This window comes from Stenotrophomonas sp. Steno-Z10-BAI, assembly GCF_056393115.1.
In genome coordinates this window covers 101,876-128,873 of sequence record NZ_JBWJOZ010000001.1, presented here as the reverse complement: position 1 = coordinate 128,873, position 26,998 = coordinate 101,876, and the positions used below count along the sequence as shown (strand labels likewise).

21 protein-coding genes are annotated in these 26,998 nt (G+C 67.8%); 13 read left to right on the top strand and 8 right to left on the bottom strand.

Going from position 1 to position 26,998, the window contains the following annotated elements; all coding sequences use genetic code 11:
- Entirely contained in the window at window positions 1-2,346 is a 2,346-nt protein-coding gene (locus tag AC06E9_RS00545; protein WP_478055231.1) for a TonB-dependent receptor, read from the top strand.
- An 88-nt stretch (window positions 2,347-2,434) separates the two neighbouring features.
- Here AC06E9_RS00545 and AC06E9_RS00540 read toward each other — a convergent pair whose 3' ends face one another.
- Both AC06E9_RS00540 and rnd read right to left on the bottom strand, forming a co-directional pair.
- Window positions 2,435-3,607: a serine hydrolase domain-containing protein gene (locus AC06E9_RS00540; protein ID WP_478055230.1), complete on the bottom strand. Its 1,173-nt coding sequence runs from the start codon at window positions 3,605-3,607 to the stop codon at window positions 2,435-2,437.
- A gap of 284 nt (window positions 3,608-3,891) precedes the next feature.
- A complete protein-coding gene (gene rnd, locus AC06E9_RS00535; RefSeq protein ID WP_121041154.1) occupies window positions 3,892-4,974 on the bottom strand; it encodes a ribonuclease D in 1,083 nt (360 codons plus the stop codon).
- Window positions 4,975-5,207: 233 nt separating this feature from the next.
- On the opposite strand from rnd, the gene AC06E9_RS00530 reads away from it, so the two are divergent.
- Together AC06E9_RS00530 and AC06E9_RS00525 are read left to right on the top strand one after the other, a co-directional pair.
- Entirely contained in the window at window positions 5,208-7,112 is a 1,905-nt protein-coding gene (locus AC06E9_RS00530; RefSeq protein ID WP_461770105.1) for a formylglycine-generating enzyme family protein, read from the top strand.
- A gap of 109 nt (window positions 7,113-7,221) precedes the next feature.
- Window positions 7,222-8,124, top strand: a complete 903-nt coding sequence (locus tag AC06E9_RS00525) for a M48 family metallopeptidase (RefSeq protein ID WP_121038276.1) — start codon at window positions 7,222-7,224, stop codon at window positions 8,122-8,124.
- Window positions 8,125-8,155: 31 nt separating this feature from the next.
- On the opposite strand, the gene xseA is transcribed toward AC06E9_RS00525, so the two are convergent.
- Both xseA and queG read right to left on the bottom strand, forming a co-directional pair.
- Entirely contained in the window at window positions 8,156-9,496 is a 1,341-nt protein-coding gene (gene xseA / locus AC06E9_RS00520) for an exodeoxyribonuclease VII large subunit (RefSeq protein WP_478055229.1), read from the bottom strand.
- 60 nt (window positions 9,497-9,556) lie between these two features.
- The gene (gene queG, locus AC06E9_RS00515; protein WP_478055228.1) at window positions 9,557-10,645 is read right to left on the bottom strand and encodes a tRNA epoxyqueuosine(34) reductase QueG; all 1,089 of its coding nucleotides are present in this window, start codon (window positions 10,643-10,645) and stop codon (window positions 9,557-9,559) included.
- 72 nt (window positions 10,646-10,717) lie between these two features.
- Between queG and AC06E9_RS00510 the strand changes: the two genes are divergently transcribed.
- From AC06E9_RS00510 to AC06E9_RS00485, 6 genes are all read left to right on the top strand, one after another.
- The gene (locus AC06E9_RS00510; protein WP_121038267.1) at window positions 10,718-12,196 is read left to right on the top strand and encodes an NAD(P)H-hydrate dehydratase; all 1,479 of its coding nucleotides are present in this window, start codon (window positions 10,718-10,720) and stop codon (window positions 12,194-12,196) included.
- A 2-nt stretch (window positions 12,197-12,198) separates the two neighbouring features.
- Window positions 12,199-12,681, top strand: coding sequence for a tRNA (adenosine(37)-N6)-threonylcarbamoyltransferase complex ATPase subunit type 1 TsaE (gene tsaE / locus AC06E9_RS00505; protein ID WP_121038264.1), 483 nt, complete (start codon window positions 12,199-12,201; stop codon window positions 12,679-12,681).
- 88 nt (window positions 12,682-12,769) lie between these two features.
- Window positions 12,770-14,362: an N-acetylmuramoyl-L-alanine amidase gene (locus tag AC06E9_RS00500; protein ID WP_461770331.1), complete on the top strand. Its 1,593-nt coding sequence runs from the start codon at window positions 12,770-12,772 to the stop codon at window positions 14,360-14,362.
- 107 nt (window positions 14,363-14,469) lie between these two features.
- A complete protein-coding gene (gene mutL / locus AC06E9_RS00495) occupies window positions 14,470-16,341 on the top strand; it encodes a DNA mismatch repair endonuclease MutL (protein WP_478055227.1) in 1,872 nt (623 codons plus the stop codon).
- A 10-nt stretch (window positions 16,342-16,351) separates the two neighbouring features.
- Window positions 16,352-17,290: a DUF1684 domain-containing protein gene (locus AC06E9_RS00490; protein ID WP_478055226.1), complete on the top strand. Its 939-nt coding sequence runs from the start codon at window positions 16,352-16,354 to the stop codon at window positions 17,288-17,290.
- A gap of 2 nt (window positions 17,291-17,292) precedes the next feature.
- On the top strand, window positions 17,293-18,255 hold the full coding sequence (locus tag AC06E9_RS00485) for a TraB/GumN family protein (RefSeq protein WP_461770330.1): 963 nt from the start codon (window positions 17,293-17,295) through the stop codon (window positions 18,253-18,255).
- 122 nt (window positions 18,256-18,377) lie between these two features.
- Here AC06E9_RS00485 and phaR read toward each other — a convergent pair whose 3' ends face one another.
- From phaR to gluQRS, 3 genes are all read right to left on the bottom strand, one after another.
- Window positions 18,378-18,923 carry a polyhydroxyalkanoate synthesis repressor PhaR gene (phaR, locus tag AC06E9_RS00480; RefSeq protein WP_152153446.1) on the bottom strand — a complete coding sequence of 182 codons (546 nt, stop codon included), beginning with the start codon at window positions 18,921-18,923 and terminating at the stop codon, window positions 18,378-18,380.
- Between the two features lie 121 nt (window positions 18,924-19,044).
- Window positions 19,045-19,785 carry an acetoacetyl-CoA reductase gene (gene phbB, locus AC06E9_RS00475; RefSeq protein ID WP_121038246.1) on the bottom strand — a complete coding sequence of 247 codons (741 nt, stop codon included), beginning with the start codon at window positions 19,783-19,785 and terminating at the stop codon, window positions 19,045-19,047.
- 53 nt (window positions 19,786-19,838) lie between these two features.
- On the bottom strand, window positions 19,839-20,744 hold the full coding sequence (gene gluQRS / locus AC06E9_RS00470; protein ID WP_478055225.1) for a tRNA glutamyl-Q(34) synthetase GluQRS: 906 nt from the start codon (window positions 20,742-20,744) through the stop codon (window positions 19,839-19,841).
- Window positions 20,745-20,837: 93 nt separating this feature from the next.
- Here gluQRS and htpX point away from each other — a divergent pair, with 93 nt between their 5' ends.
- Window positions 20,838-21,710: a protease HtpX gene (gene htpX, locus AC06E9_RS00465; RefSeq protein WP_121038240.1), complete on the top strand. Its 873-nt coding sequence runs from the start codon at window positions 20,838-20,840 to the stop codon at window positions 21,708-21,710.
- A 457-nt stretch (window positions 21,711-22,167) separates the two neighbouring features.
- Here the strand turns inward: htpX and AC06E9_RS00460 are convergent, their stop codons facing one another.
- A complete protein-coding gene (locus AC06E9_RS00460; RefSeq protein WP_019182815.1) occupies window positions 22,168-22,995 on the bottom strand; it encodes an inositol monophosphatase family protein in 828 nt (275 codons plus the stop codon).
- Window positions 22,996-23,114: 119 nt separating this feature from the next.
- Here AC06E9_RS00460 and AC06E9_RS00455 point away from each other — a divergent pair, with 119 nt between their 5' ends.
- The 3 genes from AC06E9_RS00455 to AC06E9_RS00445 all read left to right on the top strand — a co-directional run bounded on the left by AC06E9_RS00455 (window position 23,115) and on the right by AC06E9_RS00445 (window position 26,996).
- Window positions 23,115-23,888 (top strand): RNA methyltransferase, encoded by a 774-nt coding sequence (locus AC06E9_RS00455; protein WP_478055224.1) that lies wholly within the window; start codon window positions 23,115-23,117, stop codon window positions 23,886-23,888.
- Between the two features lie 61 nt (window positions 23,889-23,949).
- Window positions 23,950-24,873, top strand: coding sequence for a phosphate/phosphite/phosphonate ABC transporter substrate-binding protein (locus AC06E9_RS00450; RefSeq protein WP_478055223.1), 924 nt, complete (start codon window positions 23,950-23,952; stop codon window positions 24,871-24,873).
- Entirely contained in the window at window positions 24,870-26,996 is a 2,127-nt protein-coding gene (locus tag AC06E9_RS00445) for a putative bifunctional diguanylate cyclase/phosphodiesterase (protein WP_121038232.1), read from the top strand. The genes AC06E9_RS00450 and AC06E9_RS00445 overlap by 4 nt, the downstream gene beginning before the upstream one ends.
- The last annotated feature ends 2 nt before the right edge of the window (window positions 26,997-26,998 follow it).

Genomic DNA, 26,998 nt, shown 5'->3' with positions numbered 1-26,998 from the left:
ATGCCCGCTCTACGCCACGCCCCTGTGTCGACGCGTCTTCTCTCCCGTTCCCTCTCCGCTGCCGTGCTGCCGCGCCGCCGCGCGCTGGCGCTGGCCTGCGCCTCCGCTGCGCTGATGCTGTCCGCTGCCGCCTCGGCGCAGGACGCGCAGTCCGCCAGCGCGACCTCGCTGGACACCATCACCGTCACCGCCGACCACCGCGAGCGCAACCTGCAGGAAGTGCCGGTGTCGGTCGGCGTGGTGCAGGGCGAGAAGATCCGTGATTACACCGCTGGCGGCGATGACACCCTGCTGGCCCTGTCGGGCAAGGTGCCGAGCTTCTACGCCGAAACCACCACCGGCCGCATCTTCCCGCGCTTCTACATCCGTGGCCTGGGCAACATCGATTTCTACCTGGGTGCCTCGCAGCCGGTGTCGATCATCCAGGACGACGTGGTGCTTGAACACGTGGTGCTGAAGTCCAACCCGGTCTACGACGTGGACCAGATCGAGGTGCTGCGCGGCCCGCAGGGCACGCTGTTCGGCCGCAACACCACCGCCGGCATCGTCAAGTTCGACACGATCAAGCCGAGCCAGGATTACAGCGGCCGCGTGCAGGCCAGCTATGGCTCGTACGGCAGCGTGGCCATCGATGGCGGCTTCGGCGGCCCGATCAACGACATCGCCTCGTTCCGCGTGTCGGCGCTGTACCAGCACCGCGATGATTACGTCGACAACACCTACAGCGGCCCGAGCGCCGATGGCACGGTCTCGCCGAAGAAGAACGCCATGGGCGGCTTCGACGACCGCAACGTGCGCGCGCAGCTGCTGCTGCAGCCGAGCGACAACTTCTCGCTGCTGGCCTCGGCTCATGCGCGCGATTACGACGGTACCTCGACCCTGTTCCTGCGCAGCGCGCTGACCAAGGGTTCCAACACGACCGACGTGCCGCGCGACAAGGTCGCCTACGACGAAGCCGACAACAACCCGCAGGCTTACAAGACCTACGGCGGCTCGGTGAAGGCGATCTACGATTTCGGCAACGTCTCGCTGACCTCGATCACTGCCTACGAGACCACCTCCGGCTACAGCCGCGGTGACACCGACGGCGGCGCCGCCGTCAACTACCCGGTCAACGGCGTGCCGAACGGCTACGGCCAGTCGATGGGCCAGATCCGCGATCTGGACCAGTGGACCCAGGAATTCCGTCTGGCCAATGGCGATGACAACCGCCTGAAGTGGCAGGTCGGCGCGTTCTACTTCGACGGCCGCGACACCACCGATTTCTACCAGCGCGCCTGGTTCCTGCAGGGCAATGCCCGCAACCCGAACAACTGGGTGCGCCTGCGCAACGTCAATACCTCCTGGGCCGGGTTCGGCCAGGTCAGCTACGACGTGACCGACAAGTTCACCCTGACCGCCGGCCTGCGCCAGACCAAGGACGAGAAGAAGACCCGTCTGCTCAAGACCGCCGATACCGCCGCCGGTGCCGTGACCTACAAGGGCCGCACCTACGTGGAAATGTCCGACACCACGCCGAGCTGGGACCTCAGCGCGATGTACGCGTTCAACCCGCAGCTGAGCGTGTATGCGCGCGTGGCCCGCGGCTTCCGCGGCCCGACCATCCAGGGCCGTTCGGCCGTGTTCAATGCCGATTTCACCACGGCGAACTCGGAAACCATCCTGTCCTGGGAAGCGGGCATCAAGAGCAGCCTGTGGGACAACCGCCTGCGCGTGAACGCCGCCGCGTTCACCTACGTGGTCAACGACATCCAGCTCAACGGCAATGATTCGGACGGCAACGGCGTGCTGTTCAACGCCGACAAGGCCAAGGCCTACGGTCTGGAAGCGGACATGGAGCTGCGCCCGATCCCGAACCTGGCCCTGAGCGCCGGTGTCAGCCTGCTGCACAGCAAGATCCAGGACGACCGCGTGTACGCGCAGGTCTGTGCCCTGAATGGCGCCGTGGTCTGCACCGTGAATGACCCGACCATCAAGGTCGGTGCCAACACCTTCGCGCAGATCAACGGCAACCCGCTGCCGAACGCACCGAAGTACAACATCAACCTGGCCGCGCGTTACGACATGCCGGTCAATGACAGCGATGTGTTTTTCATCTCCACCGACTGGAACAAGCAGGGCTACACCAGCTTCGTGCTGTATGACTCGGCCGAGTTCAACGCCAAGGGCAGCTTCGAAGGCGGCCTGAAGCTGGGTTACTCCGCCAACTACGGTGCGTGGGAAGTGGCGCTGTTCGCGCGCAACATCACCAATGAGAAGAACCTCAAGGGTGTGATCGAGAACTACATGGCCGCGGTCTACAACGAACCGCGCACCGTGGGCGTTTCGCTCAACATGAACTGGTAAGTCACGCGATCGCCGGTGCCGCAGGGCACCGGTGAGCATGATGCGTGTTTCGACAACGCCCCGCATCTGCGGGGCGTTGCCATTTCTGTTACCTGGCGGGCGCCGCAGCCGGCGCCAGCTCGGCGAACAATCCACCCAGCACGCCCATGGTGGCCTGGTCGGCGCCCATGTCTTCGGCGGCGTTGGCGATGGCGATCACGCCGTTGTTCTGGCCGGGGAACAGCACCACCCAGGCCAGCCAGTTGCCGTCCGAGCCGCCGTGCACCAGCACCGGCCCCTGACGACCGGCAATCGACGGCTGCACGCCCCAGTCCAGCCCGGATCCGCTGCCCGGCTGCGCGGTCTGCATCAGCGTGTACGAGGCCGGTGTCAGCAGCGTGCCTTTGCCTTGGCTGCCCGCGAGCTGATCGATGGCGAACAGCGCCAGATCCTGCAGCCGCATATGCAGGTTGCCGGCGGCAGTGTAGAGCGGCGGCACCCCGTCATCGGCCTTCTGCGGCGCGGTGGTCACCGGCTTGCCGGCGCGATGGCCCCGCGGTTGCCCCGCCGGGGTCGGGCCGAACCCGGCACCGGTCATGCCCAGTGGCTGGAACACTTCGCGCTGCATCAGCGTTTCCACGTCCTTGCCAGTGGCATGTTCGGCGATCACCGCCGCGATCAGGAAGCCGCTGTTGCTGTAGGCGAATTCGGTGCCGGGCGGGTGCACCGGCGCTTCGGCCAGGGCTGCCTTGACGTACGCCTCGCGCTGCACGGGCAGGGCCCGCGTATCAACGAAGAACGCATCCAGTGCGGCGGCGTCGGTGAGGTTTTCCGGCAGGCCGGCGCGGTGCGAGAGCAACTGCACCAGGGTGACGCTGCGGTAGGCCGGCTGCATCTGTGCGGTAAGGTCGGGCAACAAGGTCGACAGCGGTGCATCCCAGCGCAGCACACCCTGTTCAACGAGCCGCGCGATCATCGCCACCGTGATCGGCTTGCCGGTGGAGCCGATCATCCATTGATCGTCCGTGGTGACCGGTGTCGTCGCATCATTGCGACGGACGCCATGCACGGCATGTTCGGCGATCTTGCCATCGCGGATGACCAGCACGCCCATCGCAGGCGTGGCGGTGCCCTGCAGGGCCTGTGCGAGCCGTTCGTTCAGATCATCGGCAGCGCTGGCCGTAGTGGCCGCCAGCAGCAGGGTCGCGCCGAGCCAGCGCTGCAGGCGGCGCGGGGTGCGGCGAGGGGAGGGGGCGTTCCTTCGAGTCGCGATCAGATGCATGGGAGTCCTTTGCGCAGCCGCGTGGGCAGAACCTGCGCCGACGGCGCGGTCCTGCGGGATGCCGTGTCCGGACCGGGCCTGTTGCAGGCGCGGAGCGTTGCGTGCGATTCACTCTTGCATGCGGTTTGAACGTGCGTATGTGTCTGCGGTCATGCCGATGACGACATGTCAGGGACGGTGTGCGCTTCGTTCAGGATTCGACGGCAGTGGGCCGTCGTCAGTGCACTCGCAAGGTGATGCGAGCGGCGCATCGGTGCGGTCAGATCCGCACCGATGCGTGAGGCTCATGCAGTCGGCGGCAACAGCGCCGAGAGGATCGGTTCGAGCTGCGCCTGGCGCCAGCCGGCCAACGCCGTCGGCCACTGGCGGCTTTCCAGGTAGCTTTCCAGATGCTTGCGCGAGGCGAGCACGCCATCGGGCAGACCGAGTTCGGCGCTGCGCGCGCTGACGGCATCCTGCAGCCGCTTGAGGGCTTGTTTGTTGGCATCGTTGGCCGGCAGCGCCAGCGGTGCCTCGGCTTCGTCGGCGAGCGGGGTGATCAGCGCCTGCCACACCTGGGCGGCCAGTTTGCGGGGGGCCTTCGGGAAGCCCTCCATCAGCTTGGACAGCGCATCCACATCGGCCGGCGGGGTACGTGCGAGCACCGCAGCCAGTTCGTTGTCGAGCACCCAGCTGCGCGGCTTGTCGCTGGCGCGGGCCTGGACGTCGCGCCAGCGCAGCAACCGCAGCAGACGCAGTTGCGCGGGGGTATCCATGAACTGTGCCGAGCGCATCGCCACGTGCGGCCAACGCTCTTCATCGTGTTCGACACTGGCGAGCAGGCGCTCGGCATCGTCCTGCAGCCACTGGCGGCGGCCCAGTTCCTGCAGGCGCGCGTCGAGGGTGTCGTGGATCTGGAACAGGTATTCCACGTCGTCGGCGGCGTATTCCAGCTGCGCCTCCGAGAGTGGGCGGCGCATCCAGTCCGAGCGGGTTTCGCCCTTGGCCAAGGTGACGCCGGTGACTGCCGTGACCAGTTTCTGGTAGCCCATGCCGCCGCCGATGCCGGCCAGCGATGCACCGATCTGGGTATCGAACAGCGGGCGCGGCAGCACGCCGCAGGCGACCTTGAAGGTAACCAGGTCTTCGCTGGCGCTGTGCATGATCTTGAGGATGGAGGTGTCGGCCAGCCACGGGGCCAGGGCCTCGTTCATGCCGGGGATCAGCGGGTCGATCAGCAGGATTTCATCGCCGACGGCCATCTGCACCAGCGCCAGCTGCGGCCAGTAGGTGCGTTCGCGGATGAACTCGGTGTCCAGGCCGATGCGGGTGGGGCGCTGGCGGTAGCGCTCGTCCAGTTCCGCCGGGGTTTTGATCCAGTAAGCCACGTGGGATTCCATGTACTGCAAAGGGGTGCTCAGGTCGGGGAGGATAGCCTAACGCCACGCCACGCCACGGCCGGCATCCCGCCGTGCGGTGATGAACGCCCGGGCCGGGGACGGTCGCCCCCCGCGACGGTGGCGATTATGATGATCCCCTGCCTGCGCCTGCGGCATGCCCCCTGGATCGCCATCGCGCCCCGGGCGGCGGCTTGCGACGTGGCGTGGGCACCAGCAAGACGATGACACGCCCCAAGGACCCCCATTTGCGACCGTCAGGCCCATTGCCGCTGCTGTTCACTGCTCTGTTGGGCATGCTGGCCGCATGTTCTCCCGCGCCCGCGCCCGCGCCGGCACCGTCGGCAGCGCCGGCCGCCAAGCCGGCTGCCGCACCGGCCAAAGCGAGCGCGCCGGTGGCGCAGGTCACCATCGGAGGCGAGGACGCTGCCGAGACGGTGGAGCGCTGGCAGCCACCTGCCGTCACCCTCGTTGACGACGACGTTGTCCAGGCTCGCCGCGATGCCGCACGCGCCTTCGAGGAAGACCGGCTGTACCGCACCGCCGAGGACGCGATCCCGATCTGGCTTGCACTGCTGCAGCACGATCCCAAAGACCGCCTGGCCGAGGCCGGGCTGAAACGCGCGCGGCAACGCCTGCTGCAGGAGGCGTCCGCCTTGTTGGAGCGGCCGCTCAAGCAGCGCGAGGCCTTGGCCCAGGCCAGCGAGATGGCCTTGGTACTGCTGACCCTGGCGCCGGACGATCCCAAGGTGCGCGAGCTGCAGTCGCGGGTGGAAATTGCCCAGCGCGTGGTGGCCTACAACCGCGCCGGCGAAGACGATCTGCGCGCGGACCGCATCGGCGAAGACGGCGATGGCGCCATTCCCAATTTTCGTGAAGCACTCGCACTGGACGCGGACAACCCCCGCGCCCGGCAAGGGCTGGCAGCGGCCGAGAGCGCGCTGATCCGGCGTGCCGAGACGGCGGCGCTGGCGGCCGACTTCGCGACGGCCGGTACCTGGCTGGCCGAAGCGGCCAAGGTCCGGGACTCCTCCATCACCATTGCCGATGCCTTCGAACGTATCGAAACGATCCGCTCCGACACCCTGGCGCGGCTGCGTAACGAGGGCCTGCGCGATCTGGCCACGCCGCAGGGACTCAAGCCGGCCCGGCAGAAGCTGGAAGATGCCCTGCGCATCGCGCTGCCCGGTGATCCTGTCGTGGGGCAGCTGCGCGAGCGCATCGAACTGGTCACCCATTACGGCAGCTTCCGGCCGCGGCAGGTGTTCAGCGATGCGCTGCGCGATGGCGGCCGCGGGCCGCAGATGATCGTGGTGCCGCACGGCGGCTTCCAGATGGGTGCGGCCGAGAACGAGCTCGGCGCGACCGATGCCGAGAAGCCCGCGCACTACGTGCGCTTCGAGCGCGGTTTCGCGATGTCGATCACCGAAGTGACGGTCGCCGATTTCCGCCGCTATGTGCAGGCTACCAAGGCCCGCCCCCGGGCCACGCGGCGCGGTCATTCAATCGTGTATGACGAGCGCAGCGGCAACTTCGTCCGGCGCAGCGGGGTGGACTGGCAGTCCGACTACAACGGGGCCGAGGCGATCGCCAACCTGCCGGTGATGCACGTCAGCGTACGCGATGCCGAGAATTACGCGACCTGGCTGTCCGAGCAGACCGGGCGCTCCTACCGGCTGCCCAGTGAGGCCGAATTCGAATACGCCCTGCGCGCCGGCAGCAGCGGCCGGTACCCGTGGGGCGATGCGGGCACACCGCCCGCGCGCGCCGGCAACTTCACCGGGGCCGAGGATGTCTCGCCCTCCGGGCGGCACTGGTACAACGCCTTCGTCGGCTACGGCGATGGGTATTGGGGGCCGGCGCCGGTGGCCAGCTTCGATCCCAACCCGTGGGGCCTGCACGACATTGCCGGCAACCTCAGCGAATGGGTGGCCGACTGCTGGCATGCCAGCTACCGGCGTGCGCCGTCCGATGGCGTGGCCTGGTTCAACCCGGGCTGCCGGCAGCGCGTGATCCGCGGTGGCAACTGGGCCAATGCGCCGGCACAGACCCGCGCGGCCTGGCGGCAATCGCAGGATTCGGACACCACCAGCGCACGGATCGGCTTCCGCCTGGTCCGAGGCATCTGAGGGATCTCCCCGTCGTGGGGTGACGGGATTTCACCCGGCCCCCCGGCGCGCGTTCTAGGATTGGCACAGTGTCGGGCAGGGTGCCGCGGCCATCTCAGGAACCACGCGCATGCGCAACGATCCATTCGGCGGTCAGCAGCAGGGCCGCGCCCGGCGGCCGGGCCTGTTCGGCAACATCCGCTGGTGGGTACTGCTGGCCTTCGCCGGCTATGCCGCGTTCTATTGGTTCTCCAACCGTGCGGTGGATCCGTACACCGGCGAGAGCGTGCTGATCGACAGCTCGCTCGATGCGACCCAGGAAAAGGCGCTGGGCCTGCAGGCCTACCAGGAGATCCTGGCGCAGGAGCGGCCGCTGGATCCCAGTGCACCGCAGTCGCGCGAAATCCAGGCGATCGCCCAGCGCCTGATCGCCAAGGTGGACGTGGTGGAGACCGCCCTCGCCGAAGAACATGGCCTGAAGCCAGCCCATTTCGCGCGGGATTTCGAATGGGAAGTCAACGTGATCCCCTCCGATCAGGCCAACGCCTTCTGCCTGCCGGGCGGCAAGATGGCGGTCTACACCGGGTTGATTCCGGTCGCGCGTACGGTGGATGCGATGGCGGTGGTGATGGGGCATGAAATCGCACATGCCTTGCTGCGCCATGGCGCCCAGCGCATGGCCCAGCAGAAGATGACCCAGATCGGGCAGATGGCCGGTGCCGCCAGCGGCATGGACCCGCAACAGCAGCAGATGATGATGTCGGCGATGGGCTACGGCTACCTGCTGCCGTACGCGCGCAGCCATGAAACCCAGGCCGATGAAGTAGGCCTGATGCTGGCCGCGGCAGCGTGTTTCGATCCGCAGGAAGCGATTCCGCTGTGGGAGCGGATGGGACAGGCCAGTGGTGGGCAATCGACCTCGGAATTCGCGTCCACGCATCCCAACCCGGGCACGCGCATCCAGAACCTGCAGGCGTTGATGCCCAAGGCGATGGAATACCGGCAGAAATTCTGCGAAAGCGCGGGACGTTGAAGGCGTACCTCGGCGGCCTGGGCGCGCCGGATCAGCGCGCCGGTTCGTTGACCGTTACGTCGATCACGCCGTCCTGCACGCGTGCCTTGAGCGTGTCGCCCGGGCGCACCTGCAACGGCGAACGCACCAGACTGCCATCGTCCTCGCGGGTCAGGATCGCGTAGCCACGCGCGACGGTGGCCAGCGGGCTGACTGCCTCCATCGAACGGGCGAGCGCCCGCAGGCGCAGGGCGTCGCGCTGCAGCTGGCGACCGATCGCGCTGTCCGCACGCGGCTGCAGGCGTTGCAGGCGCTCACGCAGGGCATCCAGCCGGCGCTGCGGATGACCGCTGCGCAGCACGGCCGCTGCGTGGCGCAGCTGGGCCAGACGGCCTTGATGCTGTGTGGACCACGCTGCGTGCAGACGGCGCGCGACATCCTGCTGACGGCGCTGCAACAGCTGCAGGCGTGATTGCGGGCTCTGCGCGTTGAGGCGGAGCAGGGCACGGTCCGCGCGCTGCATCGCCTGCCCCAGGCTGTGCCGTTGCAGCTGCGCCAGACGTGCATCGAGGCGACGCACACGCAGCAGCAGGTCACGCTGATCAGGCACCAGCAGTTCGGCCGCGACCGACGGCGTCGGCGCGCGCAGGTCGGCGGCGAAGTCGGCCAGGCTGAAGTCGGTTTCGTGGCCCACGGCAGACACCACCGGGGTCTGGCTGGCCGCGATCGCGCGGGTCAGCTGCTCGTCGTTGAAGGCCCAGAGATCTTCCATCGAGCCGCCACCGCGGGTCAGCAGGATCACGTCATAGCGGCCGCTGGCATCGGCGCCACGCAGCAGCGAAGTGATCTGCGCGGCAGCGCTGTCGCCCTGCACCAGGCTGGGCAGCAGATCGACCTCGAGCATCGGGAAACGCCGTTCAAGCACGCTGAGCACGTCGCGCACCGCCGCGCCGGTGGGCGAGGTGATCACCGCCAGGCGACGCACATGCGCCGGCAGCGGTCGTTTACGCTCCGGCGCGAACAGGCCCTCGGCCTCCAGGCGTGCCTTGAGCTGCTCGAAGGCGCGGCGCAGGGCGCCTTCGCCGGCTTCCTCCATGTGGTCGAGCACCATCTGGTACTCGCCGCGGGCTTCGTACAGGGTCAGCCGGCCACGCGCGAGCACGCGCATGCCTTCGCGCGGCACGAACTTCAGCCACTGGCTCTTGGGCTTGAACAACGCGGCGCGGATCTGCGAGCGCGCGTCCTTCAGCGTGAAATATAGATGGCCCGAGGCAGGGCGCGTCACGCTGCCCAGTTCGGCCTCCACCCAGATCAGGGGAAACGCGCCTTCCAGCAGGTCGCGGGCCAGGATGTTGAGCTGGCTGGGCGTGAGAATCTGCGCGCTGCGGTCCATGGAGGAATCAGGCCAAACGGTACGAACGGGGGTCCATGGTCGCACGTCGGCGGCGATGCTTCATCCCTCGGAGGTGCGGTTGGCGTGCTGCTGCAGCGCCCACGCCACGTGCTCGCGCACGATCGTCGAAGGATGCTCGCGTCGTGCCTGCAGCGCGGCCAGTGTTTCGGCGTGGGTGGGGGCATTGCCCAGCGCCACGGCAATGTTGCGCAGCCAGCGTTCATGTCCGCTGCGGCGGATCGGGCTGCCCTCGGTGCGGCGCAGGAACTCATCTTCTTCCCAGGCGAACAGCTGGGCGAGCGAGGCGGTGTCCAGATCGTTGCGCGCGCGGAAATCCGGCTCGTCGGTGCGCTTGGCGAACTTGTTCCAGGGGCAGACCAGCTGGCAGTCGTCGCAGCCGTAAATGCGGTTGCCCATCGCCGTGCGCATGTCCTCGGGAATCGCGCCGTCGTGTTCAATGGTGAGGTAGGAGATGCAGCGGCGTGCATCCAGGCGGTGCGGGGCGATGATCGCCTGGGTCGGGCAGACATCGATGCAGCGCGTGCAGGTGCCGCAGTGTGCGCTGGCCGGTGTATCCACCGGCAGCGGCAGGTCGACGTAGATTTCGCCGATGAAGAACCACGAGCCGCCCTGTTTGTCGATCAGGCAGGTGTGCTTGCCGATCCAGCCCAGCCCGGCATTGCGGGCGAGCGCACGCTCCAGCACCGGGGCCGAATCGACGAACACGCGATAGCCGAACGGCCCGATCTCCGCGGCGATGCTGTCGGCGAACTTCTGCAACCGGTTGCGCATCAGCTTGTGGTAATCGCGGCCCAGCGCATAGCGCGCCACGTAGGCGCGGTCGCCATCGTGCAGGGTGGCCCAGGCTTCGGCGTCGTCCTTGTGGCCGTAATCCATGCCGACCGAGATCACCCGCACCGTGCCCGGCAGCAGTTCATCCGGCCGCGCACGCAGCGTGCCGTGGCGCGCCATCCACTCCATCGTGCCGTACAGGCCCTTGCCCAGCCAATCGGCCAGGTGCGCCTCGTCTTCGCGCAGATCGATGCCGGACACCCCGCAGCGCTGGAAGCCGTGCACGCCCGCGATCGCACGGATGCGTTCGGCGGCACGGGCCAGATGGACGGGGGCGGGCAGGGGAACGGCGGACATGGCCTGGGCGGAAACGGAGCCTGGGGAGGGCGCGGCAAGGCTGCGCCTGGGCGACAAGTATAGAATCCCGGCATGCCCCAGCTTGCTGAACTGTTCGATATCGCCGCTGCGCGCCGCCTGGATGCGCAGGCCAGTGCCTTGCTGGGCGATGGGGGTGCCTCGCTGATGGAACAGGCCGGCCAGGCCGCCTGGCACTGCCTGCTGGAGCGCTGGCCGCAGGCGCAGCGCATCGGTGTGGTGGTGGGGACCGGCAACAACGGCGGCGATGGCTACGTGCTGGCCCGTCTGGCCCGTGAAGCCGGCCGCCCGGTGACGGTGCTGCGGCTCGACACCGATGCGCCGGCTACCCCGTTGTCGCAGCGGGCTGAGCAGGCGTTCCTCGCCACCGGCGGTGCGGTGGGGCGCTTCGATGGCGTCCTCCCGCCGATGGACCTGCTGGTGGACGCGCTGTTCGGCATCGGCCTGAACCGCGCGCCGGCCGGTGCCGCGGTGGATCTGGTCACGGCCATCAACGGCGCTGGCGTGCCGGTGCTGTCGCTGGACGTGCCCAGCGGGGTGGATGCGCGCACCGGTCACGTGCCGGGCGTTGCCATCCGTGCCACGGTCACCCTGCAGTTCATCGTGCGCCACCAGGGGCTGTATACCGGCGCAGCGCTGGAGCATGTCGGCGGTCGCCGCCTGGCCGCGCTGGATCTGCCTGCAGACGCTGGGCAAGGCGTGCAGCACAGCGCCGAGTGCTGGCAGCAACCGCGCCTGCGCGCGCAGCTGCCGGCGCGGCGCGCCAACACCCACAAGGGCGAATCCGGCCACGTGCTGTGCGTGGGCGGCAACCTCGGCAGCGGCGGCGCGGTGATGCTGGCCAGTGAATCGGCGTTGCGCGCCGGCGCAGGGCTGGTCAGTGTGGCGACCCAGTCACCGCATGTCGCACCGCTGCTGGCGCGCCTGCCCGAAGCGATGGTGCATGCCGTGCAGGACGCGCAGGAGCTGCAGGCCCTGCTGCCCCGCGCGGGTGTGATTGCGATCGGGCCTGGCCTGGGCCAGGACGACTGGGCGCACGAACTCTGGCGCCAGGTGCTGGCCAGCGGCAAGCCGCTGGTGATCGATGCCGACGCCCTGAACCTGCTGGCCAAGGCGCCGCAGCCACTCCATGACGCGATCCTGACCCCGCACCCGGGGGAGGCCGCGCGCCTGCTGGGGCTGAGCACCGCGCAGGTGCAGGCCGACCGCTTCACGGCTGCCAAAGCGCTTGCCGAGCGTTTCCACGCGGTGGTGGTGCTCAAGGGCGCCGGCACCGTGGTCGCCGCGCCCGATGCGCTGCCGCGGGTGATGGCCGCCGGCAATCCCGGCATGGCCGTAGGTGGCATGGGCGACCTGCTCACCGGCATCATTGCCGCCCTGCGTGCGCAGGGGCTGGGCGCCTTCGATGCCGCCAGCACCGGCGCATTGCTGCACAGCCTGGCCGGCGATGCCGCCGCCAGTGACGGCCAGCGGGGCCTGCTTCCCACCGATCTGCTGGCGCCGCTGCGCCGGTTGGTCAATCCGGACGTTTGAACATGATCGAGTTTTTCCTCGCGCAGACCGAAGACACCGACCTGCTCGGGCAACGGCTGGCCGCGACCCGGCCGCCGCAGGCGGTGATGCAGCTGCAGGGCGACCTGGGGGCCGGTAAATCCACCCTGGCCCGCGCACTGCTGCGCGCGCTGGGCGTGCAGGGGGCGATCCGCAGCCCGACCTACACCCTGGTGGAGCGCTACCCGCTGGCCGACGGCCACGAGGCCTGGCACCTGGATCTGTACCGGATCGGCAACGCGCAGGAGCTGGATTTCCTCGGGCTGGACGAAGGCAGCGCCTCGCTGTGGCTGGTCGAATGGCCCGAGCGCGGTGCCGGTGCATTGCCGCCGACGGACCTCGAAGTGGCCCTGGATATCCAAGGACAGGGGCGTCGCGCCCGGCTCACCGCCACCAGTCCGGCCGGTCGTGAATGGCTCGCACGGCTGCCCCAAGGGGGTGACTTGCAGGCCCTTTCTGTCGGCTGACACTAGGAAACACCGGCAGGTTACGGATTATTAAGGGAAAAGGAGTTGCATTTCATTCAGCGCGGTGATTGAATCCAGACCCATGCCAATGGGGAAATCACTCGCCGCCCTCTGCACTGCCGTCGGACTCTGTCTGGCGAGCGCGCTGTCGTGGGCGGGCGAAGTCCGCCAGGTGGCCGTGGAGACCGGTGCGACCGGTACCCGTGCGGAGATTTCGCTGGCCGGCAGCGGGGGCTACAAGACCCTGTCCCTGGCCGGTCCGAACCGGCTGGTGGTGGATTTCCCGGATTCCAGCGCGATCCGCAACCTCACACTGCCTGCGCCCAAGGGCGTGGTCACCGCTGTCCGCACCGGGCAGCCGGTGCCAGGCACGTTCCGCGTGGTGTTCGATCTGGCCGAATCGGTCGCGCCGTTCCGCCCGCAGATGATCAAGCAGGGCAATGAGTCGCGCTTGGTGATCGAGTGGCCGGGCGATGCGCCGGCCGCGGCCACCGTTGCCAGTGCGCCCGCGCCCACCCCGGCCGCAGCACCTTCGCCCACGCCAGCGGCTTCGACGCCGGCCACCGCGCCGGCACCGACCCCTGCACCGACCGCCGCCCAGACGGCACAGGCACGCAGCGATGCCGCGCGCGCCACCGCGTTGCTGACCGCGTCGGTACGCCAGCAGGCCAGCGCCACGGTCGCCACCTCGGCGCCGGGCCCGGCTGCCGCGACGGCCACCACGGTCAACGTCGCTGCCGCAGGGACCGCCAACGCGGCCAGCAACAGTGCGTCGCCGGCCGCGATCCTGGCAGGCCAGTCGACCCCGGCGGTCGTGGCCAGTGCGCCGGTTCCGGCGCCCGCGCCGACCCCGGCGCTGCAGGACAACCCGCGTCCGGCCATGCCCAGCGACGCTTCGCGCGTGAAGATGCGCGCCGGCATGCGTCCACTGGTGATCGCGATCGATCCCGGCCATGGCGGCCAGGATCCCGGCGCCGTCGGCCCGACCGGCAAGCGCGAAAAAGACATCACCCTGGCGGTGGCACGTGAACTGGCCCGCCAGGTCAACGCGACGCCCGGGCTGAAGGCCTACCTGACCCGCGACAGCGACGTGTTCATTCCGCTGCCGATGCGCGCGCAGAAAGCGCGTGCGGCCAAGGCCGACATGTTCATCTCGATCCACGCCGATGCCGCCGAGAACCGGGCCGCGACCGGCTCGTCGGTGTACGTGCTCTCCACCAAGGGCGCCTCCTCGCAGCGTGCGCGCTGGCTGGCCGACAAGGAAAACGCCGCCGATCTGGTGGGTGGCGTGCGCCTGCAGCAGACCGAAGGCACCCTGGCCAACGTGCTGCTGGATCTGGCCCAGAGCGGTTACATGAAGGCCTCCGAAGACGCGGCCGGGCATGTGCTGGGCGGCCTGAAGCGGATCGGCAAGAACCACAAGCCCAACATTGAACGTGCGAACTTCGCGGTGCTGCGCACCTCGGACATGCCGGCCATGCTGGTCGAAACCGCCTTCATCTCCAACCCGGATGAAGAGCGCCGCCTGATCGATCCGGCCTACCAGCGCCAGATCGCCGGTGCGGTGCTGGATGGTGTGCACACCTTCTTCAGCCGCCAGCCGCCGCCGGGCACCCTGTACGCCGCGCGCGCGCAGGCTGACATCGATGCCGCCGGCACCGTGGCGGGCGGCAGCAAGTAACCCCGCCGGGCTGCACCGCCCGGCGCACGCTATCATCACGGGATGACGTCCGTTTCCCGAATTCCCACCGCTGCCATGCTTGCCACCTCCACTGCCTGGAGGTGCGCATGAGCATCCGCCAACTCCCTGAGATCCTGATCAACCAGATCGCCGCCGGCGAAGTGGTCGAACGCCCTGCGTCCGTGGTCAAGGAACTGGTCGAGAACGCGTTGGATGCCGGTGCGACCCGCGTGGATATCGACCTGGAAGAGGGCGGTGTGCGGCTGATCCGCATCCGCGACGACGGCGGTGGCATCGCTCCGGAAGAGCTGCCGTTGGCCGTGTCGCGGCATGCAACCAGCAAGATCGCCAGCCTGGATGATCTGGAATCGGTGGCGACGCTCGGCTTCCGCGGCGAAGCGCTGCCGTCGATCGCCTCGGTCAGCCGCTTCACCCTGAGCTCGCGCCGCGCCATCGACGAGCACGGTTCGGCCCTGCATATCGAGGGCGGCCGGCTGGGCGAAGTCACCCCGCGCGCGCAGGCGCCCGGCACCACGGTAGAAGTGCGCGAGCTGTTCTACAACGTGCCGGCGCGCCGCAAGTTCCTGCGCGCCGAGCGCACCGAGCTGGGCCATATCGAAGAGTGGTTGCGCTCGCTCGCGCTGGCGCGTCCGGATGTGGAGCTGCGCGTGTCGCACAACGGCAAACCCTCGCGCCGCTACAAGCCCGGGGATCTGTACTCGGATGCGCGCCTGGGCGAAACGCTGGGCGAAGACTTCGCCAACCAGGCACTGCGCGTGGATCACAGCGGTGCCGGCCTGCGTCTGCACGGCTGGATCGCGCAGCCGCATTATTCGCGGGCCAGCACCGATCAGCAGTACCTGTACGTCAACGGCCGCTCGGTGCGCGACCGCAGCGTTGCCCATGCGGTGAAGATGGCCTACGGCGATGTGCTGTTCCACGGTCGTCAGCCCGCGTACGTGCTGTTCCTGGAACTCGACCCGACCCGCGTCGATGTCAACGTGCATCCGGCCAAGCATGAAGTGCGCTTCCGCGACTCGCGCCTGATCCACGATTTCGTCTACCGCACGCTCAAGGAAGCGCTGGCCGAAACCCGTGCCGGCATGACCGCGGCCGGCCCCCAGGTGCATGCCACCGAGAGTGCCGCCACGGCGGCCCCCGCTTACGGGCTGCCGTCGTCGGGCAGTACCGGCTATGCACTCGCCGGCAACGGCGCTGGCGGTGGCATGGGCGGCGACTGGCGCCCGCAGCAATCACCGTTGGGGTTGCGTGTGGCCGATGCGCCGTCCGCCTATGCAGCGCTGTATGGCGCGCCGGGCGGTACCGCAGCGACCAGCAGCCTGGCGCCGATGCCGAGCGAAAACGGCCTGCCGGTGACCGCAGCCGACAGTGGCGTACCGCCGTTGGGCTATGCGATCGCACAGCTGCATGGCATCTACATCCTCGCCGAGAACGCCGAAGGCCTGATCGTGGTGGACATGCACGCCGCGCACGAGCGCATCGGTTACGAGCGCCTGAAAACCGCGCACGATGGCATGGGCCTGCATGCGCAGCCGCTGCTGGTGCCGATCACCCTGGCGGTGGGCGAACGCGATGCCGACACCGCCGAGCGCGAGGCCGAGACCTTGACCTCGCTGGGCTTTGAAATCACCCGCGCTGGGCCGGGCTCACTGCATGTGCGCAGCATTCCGGCATTGCTGGCCAATGCCGAACCCGAAGCGCTGCTGCGCGACGTGCTGACCGACCTGCGCGAGCATGGCCAGAGCCGACGCATCGCCAGTGCCCGCGACGAACTGCTGTCCACCATGGCCTGCCATGGTGCCGTGCGCGCCAACCGGCGCCTGACCGTGCCGGAAATGAACGGCCTGCTGCGCGACATGGAAATCACCGAACGCTCGGGTCAGTGCAATCACGGCCGACCGACCTGGGCGCGTTTTTCGCTGGCGGAAATCGACCGCTGGTTCCTGCGCGGACGTTGAGAGGAAGGTCATGAAGCACTGGGGAGTGTGGGCCGCCGCGTTGCTGCTGGCAGTGAGCGTGTCAGGATGCGGCGAAAAGAACGAGGCGGCACCGGCGAAGGTGGCGATCGATCCGGCCTTCGCCGCCGAACAACAGCAGTGGCGCCAACAGCGCTACGAAGAACTGCACGCCGCCGATGGCTGGACCAGCCTGGTTGGCCTCCACTGGCTGGAATACAAGGCGCACTACATCGGGCGTGGGCCGGGCAGCGGCATCCGTCTGGCGGTCGGCCCGGACAAGCTGGGCATGGTCGCGCGTGACGGCAACACCGTCTGGTTCACGCCCGAACGCGGGGTTCCGATGCAGGTGGACGGCAAGCCGGTCACCGGCCGCATCCGCTTCTTCAGCGATCGCGATCCCACCCCGACAGTCATCGCCTTCGGTGACGACAAGGGCCGGCTCAGCCTGATCCATCGCGGTGAGCGCTTCGCGCTGCGGGTCAAGCACGCCGATGCCCCCTCGCGGACGAACTTCACCGGCCTGACCTACTGGCCGGGTGGCCCGTCGTGGCGCATCACCGCGCGCTTCGTGCCACATCCGGCCGGCAAGACGCTGCCGATCGTGGACATCACCGGGCTGACCACGAACATGCCCAATGCCGGCACGCTGGAATTCGAACGCGACGGCCACACTTGGCGGCTGGAGGCGATCGGCGAGCCTGGGCGCGAGCTGTTCGTGATCTTCGGCGATCGCACCAGCGGCCACGGCAGCTATCCGGCTGGCCGCTATCTCGATCTGCCCGCGCCCGACGCGCAGGGCCGGGTGGTGATCGATTTCAATCACGCCTACAACCCGCCGTGCGCGTTCACGCCGTTCGCGACCTGTCCACTGACACCCCCTGAAAACCGCCTGGACCTGCGTGTGGACGCAGGTGAGCAGGCGTACCACGCCCCTGAAGGAGAGGCTTGATGATCTCGATGTTGTCGCGTGTCGTGTCCCCGTTGCTGATCGCTGCGAGCCTGTTGTTCGGTACGGGCAGCGCCGACGCGCGCCCGGTGGCGCCGAGCGTGCCGACAGCGGCGAAAGCCACCCCGCCGGTCCCGCTGCTGTGGAAGGTGACCGGCCCGGGCGACAGCCGCCTGTATCTGCTGGGTTCGTTCCATCTGCTGCAGCCGAGCGATTACCCGCTCTCTGCCGATGTCGACCAGGCGTTCACGGCCTCGCAGCGGGTGGTGTTCGAGCTGTCGCCGCAGGACATGGAATCGCCGCAGCTGGCGCAGAAAATGGTGCAGGCCGCGATGCGCACTGATGGTTCGGAGCTCAAACGCGACCTGGACGCCGCGACCTGGACCAGGCTGCAGGCCTATGCGCAGGAGAACAAGCTGCCGCTGGCCCAACTGCAGGGCATGAAGCCGTGGTTCGTCGGCCTGACCATCACCCTGAGCCAGTTCACCAAGATGGGACTGGACCCCGCGCTCGGCCTGGATCGCCATTTCATGACCCGCGCCGCGAGTGCCGGCAAGGCGACCGCCGGGCTGGAAGACATCGATACCCAGATCGCGGTGCTGTCGGGGATGACGGCCAAGGAACAGCAGCAGATGGTGGCCGAAGCGCTGGAACAGGCCGGCAAGGGCGACGAGATGGGGCGCAAGCTGCACGATGCCTGGCGCCGTGGCGACGACAAATTGTTGTGGACCTCGATGGCCACCGAGATGCGCGGCCAGTACCCGCAGCTGTACAAGCGCATCAACACCGACCGCAACGATGCCTGGGTACCCAAGCTGCAGCAGCATCTGCAGGCCGGGCAGGGCGGCACGATGGTGGTGGTCGGCACGCTGCATCTGCTCGGCAACGACGGCGTGGTCGAGAAGCTGCGCGCCAAGGGCTACAAGGTCGAGCGGGTCTGCACCGGCTGTGCCAAGCCCAAGCGCTGATGCGCGCGGCCGGACGGCGATAGGGCTGGACGGCCGGCGACGGTGACGTCGCCCGGCCCCGAAACGAGAAAAGGCGCGGCCCGAGGGCTGCGCCTTTTTCTTTGTTGCGCCACGCCGGGGGCTCAGCGGCGGGTTTTGCCTGCACCCGGTGCCGGCGTTTCCGGCTTCTTGCCGGTACCCGTACCCGTACCCGTGCCGGTACCTGTCCCGGTGCCACCCGGGCGGCCGCCGAAGCCGGTGCCCATGTTGCGCTGGAAGTCCTGCCACATCTCCATGTTGCGCTCGGTCAGCTGGTTCATCATCGCCCAGGGAGTCTGGCCGAGGAGATTGCCCATCTGCTGGCGGAACTGCTGCTGCTGGTCCAGGAAGACCTGCATGCTGCGCTCCAGGTAATTGCCCATGAAGCCCTGCAGCGAGTCCCCATAGAAGCGGATCAGCTGGCTGAGCAGCTGGGTGGACAGCATTGGTTCGCCGTCCTGCTCCTGGTCGGCGATGATCTGCAGCAGCACCGAGCGGGTCAGGTCATCGCCGCTCTTGGCATCACGCACCTCGAAGTCCTCACCGTCCAGGATCAGCTGGCGCACATCCTCTATGGTGATGTAGCTGGAGATTTCCGTGTCGTAGAGCCGGCGGTTCGGGTACTTCTTGATAATGCGGGTCGCAGCCATGAAGCAGTCACTCATCACAGTAGGCGCGCAGCATGGCGCAGTGCAGCAGCCTATGCAACCGCCATAGGTAGCAAGGGGCCGCATTTATGTTGCGCAACATGGAGTGCAGCAATTTCGGCCGTTACCACCCCATATGGTGGCCGCCGTTGATGTCCAGGTTGGAGCCGGTGATCCAGGAGGCTTCCTCGTTGACCAGGAAGGCGACCGCGTAGGCGATCTCCTCCGGCTTGCCGAGGCGGCCGGTGGGGATGTCGGCGATGATCTTGGCGCGCACTTCGTCCGGCACGGCCATCACCATGTCGGTGGCCACGTAGCCCGGCGAAATCGTATTCACGGTGATGCCGAAGCCCGCATTCTCGCGCGCCAGCGAAATGGTGAAGCCGTGCATGCCGGCCTTGGCGGCGGCGTAGTTGGCCTGGCCGTACTGGCCCTTCAGGCCGTTGATCGAGCTGATCTGGATGACCCGGCCCCAGCCGCGGCGGCGCATGCCTTCGATGACCGGGCGGGTGACGTTGAACACCGAGTTGAGGTTGGTGTTGATGACGTCGTGCCACTGGTCCGCACGCATGCGGTGGAAGGTGGTGTCTCGGGTGATGCCGGCGTTGTTGATCAGGATCTCGACCGGGCCCAGCGCCGCTTCAACGGCCTGCACCATGCTCTCGGCGGTGCCCGGGTCGGACACATCGCCCGGGAAGATCGCCACATCGCAGCCGCGCGCCAACATCTTCTCGCGCCAGGCCTTGGCTTTGGCTTCGTCGCGGTAGTTGGTGGCGACCCGATGGCCCTGGTCGGCCAGGCGTTGGCAGATGGCAGTACCGATACCGCCGGTACCACCGGTGACCAGTGCGACGCGAGATGTCATGAGCAGCTACTCCGAAAGGCAGGGCGAACAAGGGGGAACAGGATTCTGCAACATCAGCGGGCAAAAGGGGCGGCCTCGCCAGCGGCGTGCGGCAGCGGAATGTCGCCCGGTGGCAATCGCGCCGGATCAAAGCCATCGGCCGCCTGCCGAAGCCACCCGCCCACCTCATCGGCCCCTGCACCGATCGCCGGATCCTGGCCCAGCTGCGCCCATGCCCGGCGCAGCGCTGGCAGCGGCTGGGCGGGGTCCACCGGCAGCGCCGCCTCGGACTTGGAGAGCTTGCGCCCCTCCGGGCCGAGCAGCAGCGGCAGATGCAGGTAGCGCGGTGTCGGCAGACCCAGGGCCTGCTGCAGCAGGATCTGGCGCGGCGTGGATTCGAGCAGATCGGCCCCGCGCACCACGTCGGTCACGCGCTGCGCGCCATCGTCGACCACCACTGCCAGCTGATAGGCCCAGAAGCCATCGGCCCGGCGCAGCACGAAATCGCCGACCTCGGAGTGCACGTCCTGCACGATGCGGCCCTGCAAGCCGTCGTCGAACCCCACCACGCTGCCCGGTGGCACCCGCAGCCGCACCGCCGGTTGCGCACGCGCGGCGCGGGCCACGCAGTGGTGATGGATGCCGCCCTGCGCGGCCAGCTCGCTGCGGCTGCAGTGGCAGGCAAACGCCTTGCCCTCGCGCAGCAGCCGGTCCAGCGCGCCCTGGTACAGCGCATCGCGCTGGCTCTGATGGACGATCGGCCCGTCACTGCACAGCCCGAAGGCGGCCAGTGCGGCCAGTTGGCCGCTCACCGCGCCAGGCACCGTTCGAGGAGGATCGACGTCCTCCACGCGCACCAGCCACTGGCCGCCGGCGTGGCGGGCGAGCAGCCAACTGCCGAGCGCCGCCAGCAGCGAGCCGGGGTGCAGGGGGCCGGTAGGCGAGGGCGCAAAGCGCCCGCAATAGGAGGAATCAGACATGGACTATGAATCGTCGGTCAGTTTGCGACTTGAATTCAAGCTGAAGTCACCGCAGATTTGCACTCATCAACCTCCCATGAGCGTCCTTTTCCCATGTTCAGTCGCATTGCTCTCTTCCTGCTGACCAACTTTGCGGTGCTGATCCTGGCCGGCATCGTGATGTCGGTACTGGGCGTCAATCCCAACCAGATGAGCGGCTTGCTGGTCTTCGCGGCCATCTTCGGTTTCGGCGGCTCGTTCATCTCGCTGCTGCTGTCCAAGTTCATGGCCAAGCGCTCCACCGGCGCCGTCGTGATCACCGAGCCGCGCAACCCGACCGAACGCTGGCTGTTGGCCACCGTGGAACGCCAGGCCCGTGAAGCCGGCATCGGCATGCCCGAAGTGGCGGTGTACGAAGGCCCGGAAATCAACGCCTTCGCCACCGGCGCCAACCGCAACAAGGCCCTGGTCGCCGTCTCCACCGGCCTGCTGCACAACATGAGCGAAGACGAAGCCGAAGCCGTGCTCGGCCATGAAATCGCCCACGTCGCCAATGGCGACATGATTACCATGGCCCTGCTGCAGGGTGTGCTCAACACCTTCGTGATCGTCCTGGCCCGCATCGTCGGCGGCTTCATCGACAGCGCCCTGTCCGGCAACCGCGAAGGCGGCGGCCGCGGCTTTGCGTACTACATCATCGTGTTCGTCCTGGAAATGGTGTTCGGCCTGTTCGCCACCATGATCTCCATGTGGTTCTCCCGTCACCGCGAATTCCGCGCCGACGCCGGTGGCGCCCACCTGGCTGGCCGCCAGAAGATGATCGCCGCCCTGGAACGCCTGAAGGTCAACCACGGCCAGAGCACGCTGCCGACCCAGATCGCCGCCTTCGGCATCGCCGGCGGCGCCGCCAAGAAGCTGTTCATGAGCCACCCCCCGCTGGACGAGCGCATCGCCGCCCTGCGCGCCGCCAACAACACCGTGGTGTAACCCACACCGCAGTGCGCAGAGCAGAACGCCCGGCTCCCGCCGGGCGTTTTTTGTTGGGCGAGCGCCCGCGACCAAAAAATGTCAGTGCCGTCCAGTAGATGTCAGGAGCGTTGAGCTCTCCCATCCGCCACATCGAGATCTGTCGAGAGGCCGGTGGGTAGCCTGGGCCAAGACCGTCAGGGCGCCATGGATGGCGCCCACGAGCCCCCAGGGATGGGTTTACGGCGCGTCTTGGCCCAGGCTACCCACCGGCCTCTCGCCCTCAGCAATGGAAGCGCTGCCGCTGCCGTTGCCGTTACCGTTGCCAGCATTCAACAGCAGCCGACCAGCGGTCGGCACTACCGAAGCACGACGAGCCAGGCTCGCTATGACGCGTCCAGAACGGCGCACGATGACAGCCCACAAACAACAACGGCGCCCGAAGGCGCCGTCATCCTGCAGATCAGATCCAGCCCGATCAGAACTTCGCGTCGAACTCCGCCGCGTAGCCCGTATTGACCAGCACCTTCTGCAGCGCATCGCTGATCTTCACGTTGCCCGCGACGATCTGCTGGGTTTCCGGACCACGGCTGTCCATGCGGGCCGGGGTCGCGCCCTTGAAATCGCACACACGGCCACCGGCCTCACGGACCAGCAGCACACCGGCGGCGATGTCCCAGGCCTTCACACCGGCCTCGAAGTACGCATCGGCACGGCCACAGGCCACATAGGCCAGATCCAGCGCCGCCGAACCCGTGCGGCGCACGTCTTCGGCCTGTACCAGCAGTGCGTCCACCGCCTTCAGCTGCGCGCTCGTGCGCTGGCGCTCACGCGGTGCAAAACCGGTATGGATCATCGCGCCGCCCAGATCCTTGCGCTCGGCAATCCGGATACGACGGTCATTGAACACCGCGCCCGCACCACGGCTGGCGGTGAACAGTTCATTGCGAAGCGGATCGAAGATCACCGCGTCGATCGGCTCACCGTTCTCGACCAGGGCGATGGACACGCAGTAATGCGGGAAGCCGCGCAGGTAGTTGCTGGTGCCGTCCAGCGGATCGATGACCCACATGTAACGGTTGACCGACTGCACGCCACCTTCCTCACCCATGATCCCGTATTCGGGATAGGCGCGCTTGAGTTCCTTGACGATGACCTTTTCCGCATCTGCATCGACTTCACTGGCATAGTCCATGCGGCCCTTCTGCACGACGTTCAACGCCTCGAGCTTGTTGATGTTGCGCAACAGGACGTTGCCGGCGAGGCGGGCGGCCTTGACCATGACGGTGACGGCGGGTTTCTGCATGGCGAAAAGCTCCCGTAAAGGCAGAGTAGGGGTTTGGCGGGGGAAAAGAGCGGTCCCGGCGCAGAGGCCGGCCGCACAGTTTACCATTTGTCGCTGTCCTGCTCGCATTTGGCCTGTTCATGTCCGTTCAAACCGCTCCCGCCCGCATCCGCTTCGTCCTGGTCGGCACCCAGCACCCCGGAAACATGGGGGCGGCCGCACGCGCCATGAAAACCATGGGCCTGGGCCGCCTGGTCCTGGTCGCCCCGGAAAGACCGCTGGATGAAGAGGCCTTCCGCCGCTCGGCCGGTGCCGAAGACGTCCTCGGCGACGCGCCGGTCGTGGCGACCCTGGCCGAGGCCGTGGCCGACTGCCGGTTCGTACTGGGCTGTACCGCCCGCTCGCGCCGGGTCCAGCTGGAAGAACTGCTGCCTGCCGTGGCTGCCCAGCGCGTGCTGGCCAAGGCGGCCGAGCCGGCCGAAGTGGCCTTCGTGTTCGGCCGTGAACGCACCGGCCTGACCAATGAAGAGCTGCAGCTCTGCCACGCCGCCGTCCATATTCCGTCCAACCCGGACTTCAGTTCATTGAATCTGGCCGCCGCCGTCCAGGTGCTGGCCTATGAAGTGCGCATGGCCATTCTCGGCGCGGCCGATGCCCCGGCCGCCGCCCCGGCCGACCCCGGCTTCGGCGAAGCGCCGGCCAGCCATGCCCAGGTGGAAGGCCTGTTCGGCCAGCTGGGTGACACCTTGGATGAGATCGATTTCCACAAGGGCCGTGCCCCTGAATCGGCGATGCGCAAGCTGCGCCGCCTGTTCCTGCGCACCGAATTGAGCGAACAGGAAGTGCGCCTGCTGCGCGGCATCCTCTCCGACGCACAGCGCATGGCGCGATTGGCGACCAATAAGCCCCTGTAAGCTGACGCAGTTCTCATTTTTTCGGGTAGTCTGTCTCGATTCCTTGGGGGGAGTGATGGGCTTGTCGGGACTGCGAAGGCTGCTGCAGAGCGTAGTGCTGTGTCTGGCCATCGTCGCGATGACCGGCCCGGTGTGGGCCGGGCCCGCTCAAGTGCTGGTGCTGGGCCGGATCAGCGACGACCCCAGGTCACACTATGCGCAACTGCAGCCCCTGCTCGATTACGTGATTCCGCGCATGCACGATGTTGGTATCACCGAAGGCCGCATCCTGATGGCGCGCGATACCCAGCAGATGGGCAGTTACCTGCGCCGCGGCCGTGTCGATTGGGTGACCGAGACCTCCGGTACCGCCGTCGCGCTGGGGTTGCGCAGCGGCGCCAGGCCGCTGCTGCTGACCGAGCGCAGCGGCGTTCGCGACTACTACACCGTGTTTTTCGTGCGCCGCGACAGCCCCATCCAGACGCTGGAAGACCTGCGTGGGCACACCCTGGCGTTGCAGAACGTGGCCTCCACCAGCGCGTATCTGGTGCCGGTGATGACCCTGCTGCAGCATGGCGAGACGCCGGAAATCCTGGCCTCGATCGGCGATGTCGCCGCGCCGGATACGGTGGGTTACGTGTTCGCCCGGTCGGAATCGAACATCGCCACGTTCGTCCATAAGGGGCTGGTCGATGCCGGTGCGGTGAGCAGCGTGGACTGGTCCGATGCCAAGCGCATTCCGGCCAATTTCCTGCGCGATTTCCGCATCATCCATCGCACCGAACCGTATCCGCGTGCGGTCGAAATGGTGCGTGACGACCTGGATCCGAAGGTGCGCGACCGGTTGCAGCAGGTGCTGCTGGATGCCGCATCGGATCCGCAGGCGCAGCCGGCATTGAAAACATTTTTTGGTACGTCCGGGTTCCACCGGGTGGATGCGCAGATGCAGCACCGGCTGGATGAATTGAAACAAGGCTTGACGCGCGTGCGGATGGAAGTGGAATGAGTCGCTTGGGTTCGGGAATGCAGGCCCGCTTCGTGCTGGCGATGGGCGGCGCGATGCTGGTCGTGGTGGCGATCGTGGCCGTGGTGCTGGGGCGCCAGGCGACGATGCAGGATGAGGTGCAGCACCTCAGCGGGACGGTCATCCATGACCTGTTCGACCGCAGTGTGCGCAGCCGTGGCGAAGCGCTGGCGCGGGAGCTGTCCGATGCGCTGGCCAATCCGCTCTATTACAACGACCTGGAGCAGGTCGGCGCGCTGGTACGCAATACCTCGCGGCAGCAGGTGGTGCGCTATGTGCTGGTATTCGATGACAACGGCAGGCTGATCCACGACGGCACGGTGGACGTGCTCGAGTTTGGCCAGCCGATGACCGATCCGCTCGCGGCGGGCGCGGCCGGCGCGCGCGCGCTGGTGGTGCAGCAGTCGCCCAAGGTGCTCGACAACGCGATGCCGATCATGATCGGCAACCAGCGGATCGGCGGCGTGCGCGTGGGCATGGCGCTGGACGATGTGCAGGCCATGGAGCAGCAGGCCAACCAGACCCTGGGCGATCGCCTGCAGCAGGTCGGCAAGCGGCACCTGGGCTGGCTGCTGCTGATGCTCGGCCTGCTGGTTGGAATCGGCGCGGTGGTGATCATCTACGTGCAGCGCACCCTGGTCACGCCGATCCGCTGGCTGGCCGGTGCCGCCCGCCAGATCGAGGCCGGCGATTACACCCTGCAGATGCCGGAGATCCGGCGCCAGGATGAGGTCGGTGAGCTGATGCGCGCGTTCGGTCGCATGAGCCAGGCGATTGCCCGGCACGACCGTGAGGTGCGGCACATGGCCTATACCGATGCCCTGACCGGGCTGACCAACCGGCTGGCTTTCCGCGAGGCACTGGATCACCGCTTGATGGCGGCGCGGGCCTCCGGGCATCGGCTGGGGCTGTTGTTCGCTGACATGGACGATTTCAAGCGCGTCAACGACACGCTGGGCCACGAGGCCGGTGACGAGGCCTTGCTGCAGTTCGCACAGCGGATCAGCGCGGCGGTGGCCCAGGCCGGCGGCGATGAGGCGCTGCTGGCGCGCTTCGGTGGCGATGAGTTCGTGATCCTGATCGGTGACGGCGATGTTCCCGCCGGGGCCCGTGAGCTGGCCGAGATACTCGTGCGTGAACTGGGCAAGCCGCTGGTGGTGCAGGGCCGCGAGTTGTTCCTGGGCACCTCGATCGGCGTGACCCTGTTTCCGGACGATGCCGCCGATGCCACCACGCTGCTCAAGAACGGCGACATCGCGATGTACCAGGCCAAGATGGCCGGCAAGAACTGTTACCGCTACTACAGCCGGGCGATGGACCATGCGGTCGAGCGCCGCGTGCACATGGAGCAGGAGCTGCGCGGTGCCTGGGAGCGCGGCGAGCTGCGGCTGGCCTATCAGCCGATCTACCGGACCCGCGACCGCCGCATGGTCGGCGTGGAGGTACTGCTGCGCTGGCAGCACCCCACCCTGGGCACGATTCCGCCCTCGGTGTTCATTGAAGTGGCCGAGCAGAGTGGGCTGATCGAGGTGATCGGCCCCAAGGTGCTGCGCGCGGCCTGCACCGAGGCGGTGCAGTGGCCACCCGGCGCCGATGGTGAAGGGCTGTTCGTCTCGGTCAACGTGTCACCGCGCCAGCTGCGGGGCGGCGAGCTGCCGACTCTGGTCGCCGAGTGCCTGCGCGACACCGGGCTGCCGGCGTCGCGCCTGCACCTGGAACTGACCGAAACCGCCGTGATCGGCGATGAAATGCTGGCTGCCGCGCTGCTGGACAAGCTGCACCGGACCGGCGTCAAGGTCTGGCTGGACGATTTCGGAACCGGCTTCTCCGGCCTGAGCCATCTGCGCCAGGTGCCGGTGGACGGGGTCAAGATCGACAAGAGCTTCGTGGCCGACATGCAGCGTGACCCGGACGATCTGGCGTTGACCACGGCGATCATCGCCATGGCCCATGCGCTGGGGATCACCGTGGTGGCCGAAGGTATCGAGCAGGAAGTGCAGTTCGATCTGCTGGCCCAGCGCGGCTGCGACCTGGCCCAGGGCTACTGGCTGAGCCACCCGGTCAGCGCGACCGAGGTGGTGCAGCTGCTCGAATCGGGCAGCTGACG

Bases quoted from the DNA above. Each gene is read 5' to 3' on its own strand.
- AC06E9_RS00545 (WP_478055231.1), top strand. From the start codon at position 1: ATGCCCGCTCTACGCCACGCCCCTGTGTCGACGCGTCTTCTCTCCCGT.
- AC06E9_RS00540 (WP_478055230.1), bottom strand. From the start codon at position 3,607: ATGCATCTGATCGCGACTCGAAGGAACGCCCCCTCCCCTCGCCGCACC.
- AC06E9_RS00530 (WP_461770105.1), top strand. From the start codon at position 5,208: ATGACACGCCCCAAGGACCCCCATTTGCGACCGTCAGGCCCATTGCCG.
- AC06E9_RS00525 (WP_121038276.1), top strand. From the start codon at position 7,222: ATGCGCAACGATCCATTCGGCGGTCAGCAGCAGGGCCGCGCCCGGCGG.
- xseA (WP_478055229.1), bottom strand. From the start codon at position 9,496: ATGGACCGCAGCGCGCAGATTCTCACGCCCAGCCAGCTCAACATCCTG.
- queG (WP_478055228.1), bottom strand. From the start codon at position 10,645: ATGTCCGCCGTTCCCCTGCCCGCCCCCGTCCATCTGGCCCGTGCCGCC.
- AC06E9_RS00510 (WP_121038267.1), top strand. From the start codon at position 10,718: ATGCCCCAGCTTGCTGAACTGTTCGATATCGCCGCTGCGCGCCGCCTG.
- tsaE (WP_121038264.1), top strand. From the start codon at position 12,199: ATGATCGAGTTTTTCCTCGCGCAGACCGAAGACACCGACCTGCTCGGG.
- AC06E9_RS00500 (WP_461770331.1), top strand. From the start codon at position 12,770: ATGGGGAAATCACTCGCCGCCCTCTGCACTGCCGTCGGACTCTGTCTG.
- mutL (WP_478055227.1), top strand. From the start codon at position 14,470: ATGAGCATCCGCCAACTCCCTGAGATCCTGATCAACCAGATCGCCGCC.
- AC06E9_RS00490 (WP_478055226.1), top strand. From the start codon at position 16,352: ATGAAGCACTGGGGAGTGTGGGCCGCCGCGTTGCTGCTGGCAGTGAGC.
- phaR (WP_152153446.1), bottom strand. From the start codon at position 18,923: ATGGCTGCGACCCGCATTATCAAGAAGTACCCGAACCGCCGGCTCTAC.
- phbB (WP_121038246.1), bottom strand. From the start codon at position 19,785: ATGACATCTCGCGTCGCACTGGTCACCGGTGGTACCGGCGGTATCGGT.
- gluQRS (WP_478055225.1), bottom strand. From the start codon at position 20,744: ATGTCTGATTCCTCCTATTGCGGGCGCTTTGCGCCCTCGCCTACCGGC.
- htpX (WP_121038240.1), top strand. From the start codon at position 20,838: ATGTTCAGTCGCATTGCTCTCTTCCTGCTGACCAACTTTGCGGTGCTG.
- AC06E9_RS00460 (WP_019182815.1), bottom strand. From the start codon at position 22,995: ATGCAGAAACCCGCCGTCACCGTCATGGTCAAGGCCGCCCGCCTCGCC.
- AC06E9_RS00455 (WP_478055224.1), top strand. From the start codon at position 23,115: ATGTCCGTTCAAACCGCTCCCGCCCGCATCCGCTTCGTCCTGGTCGGC.
- AC06E9_RS00445 (WP_121038232.1), top strand. From the start codon at position 24,870: ATGAGTCGCTTGGGTTCGGGAATGCAGGCCCGCTTCGTGCTGGCGATG.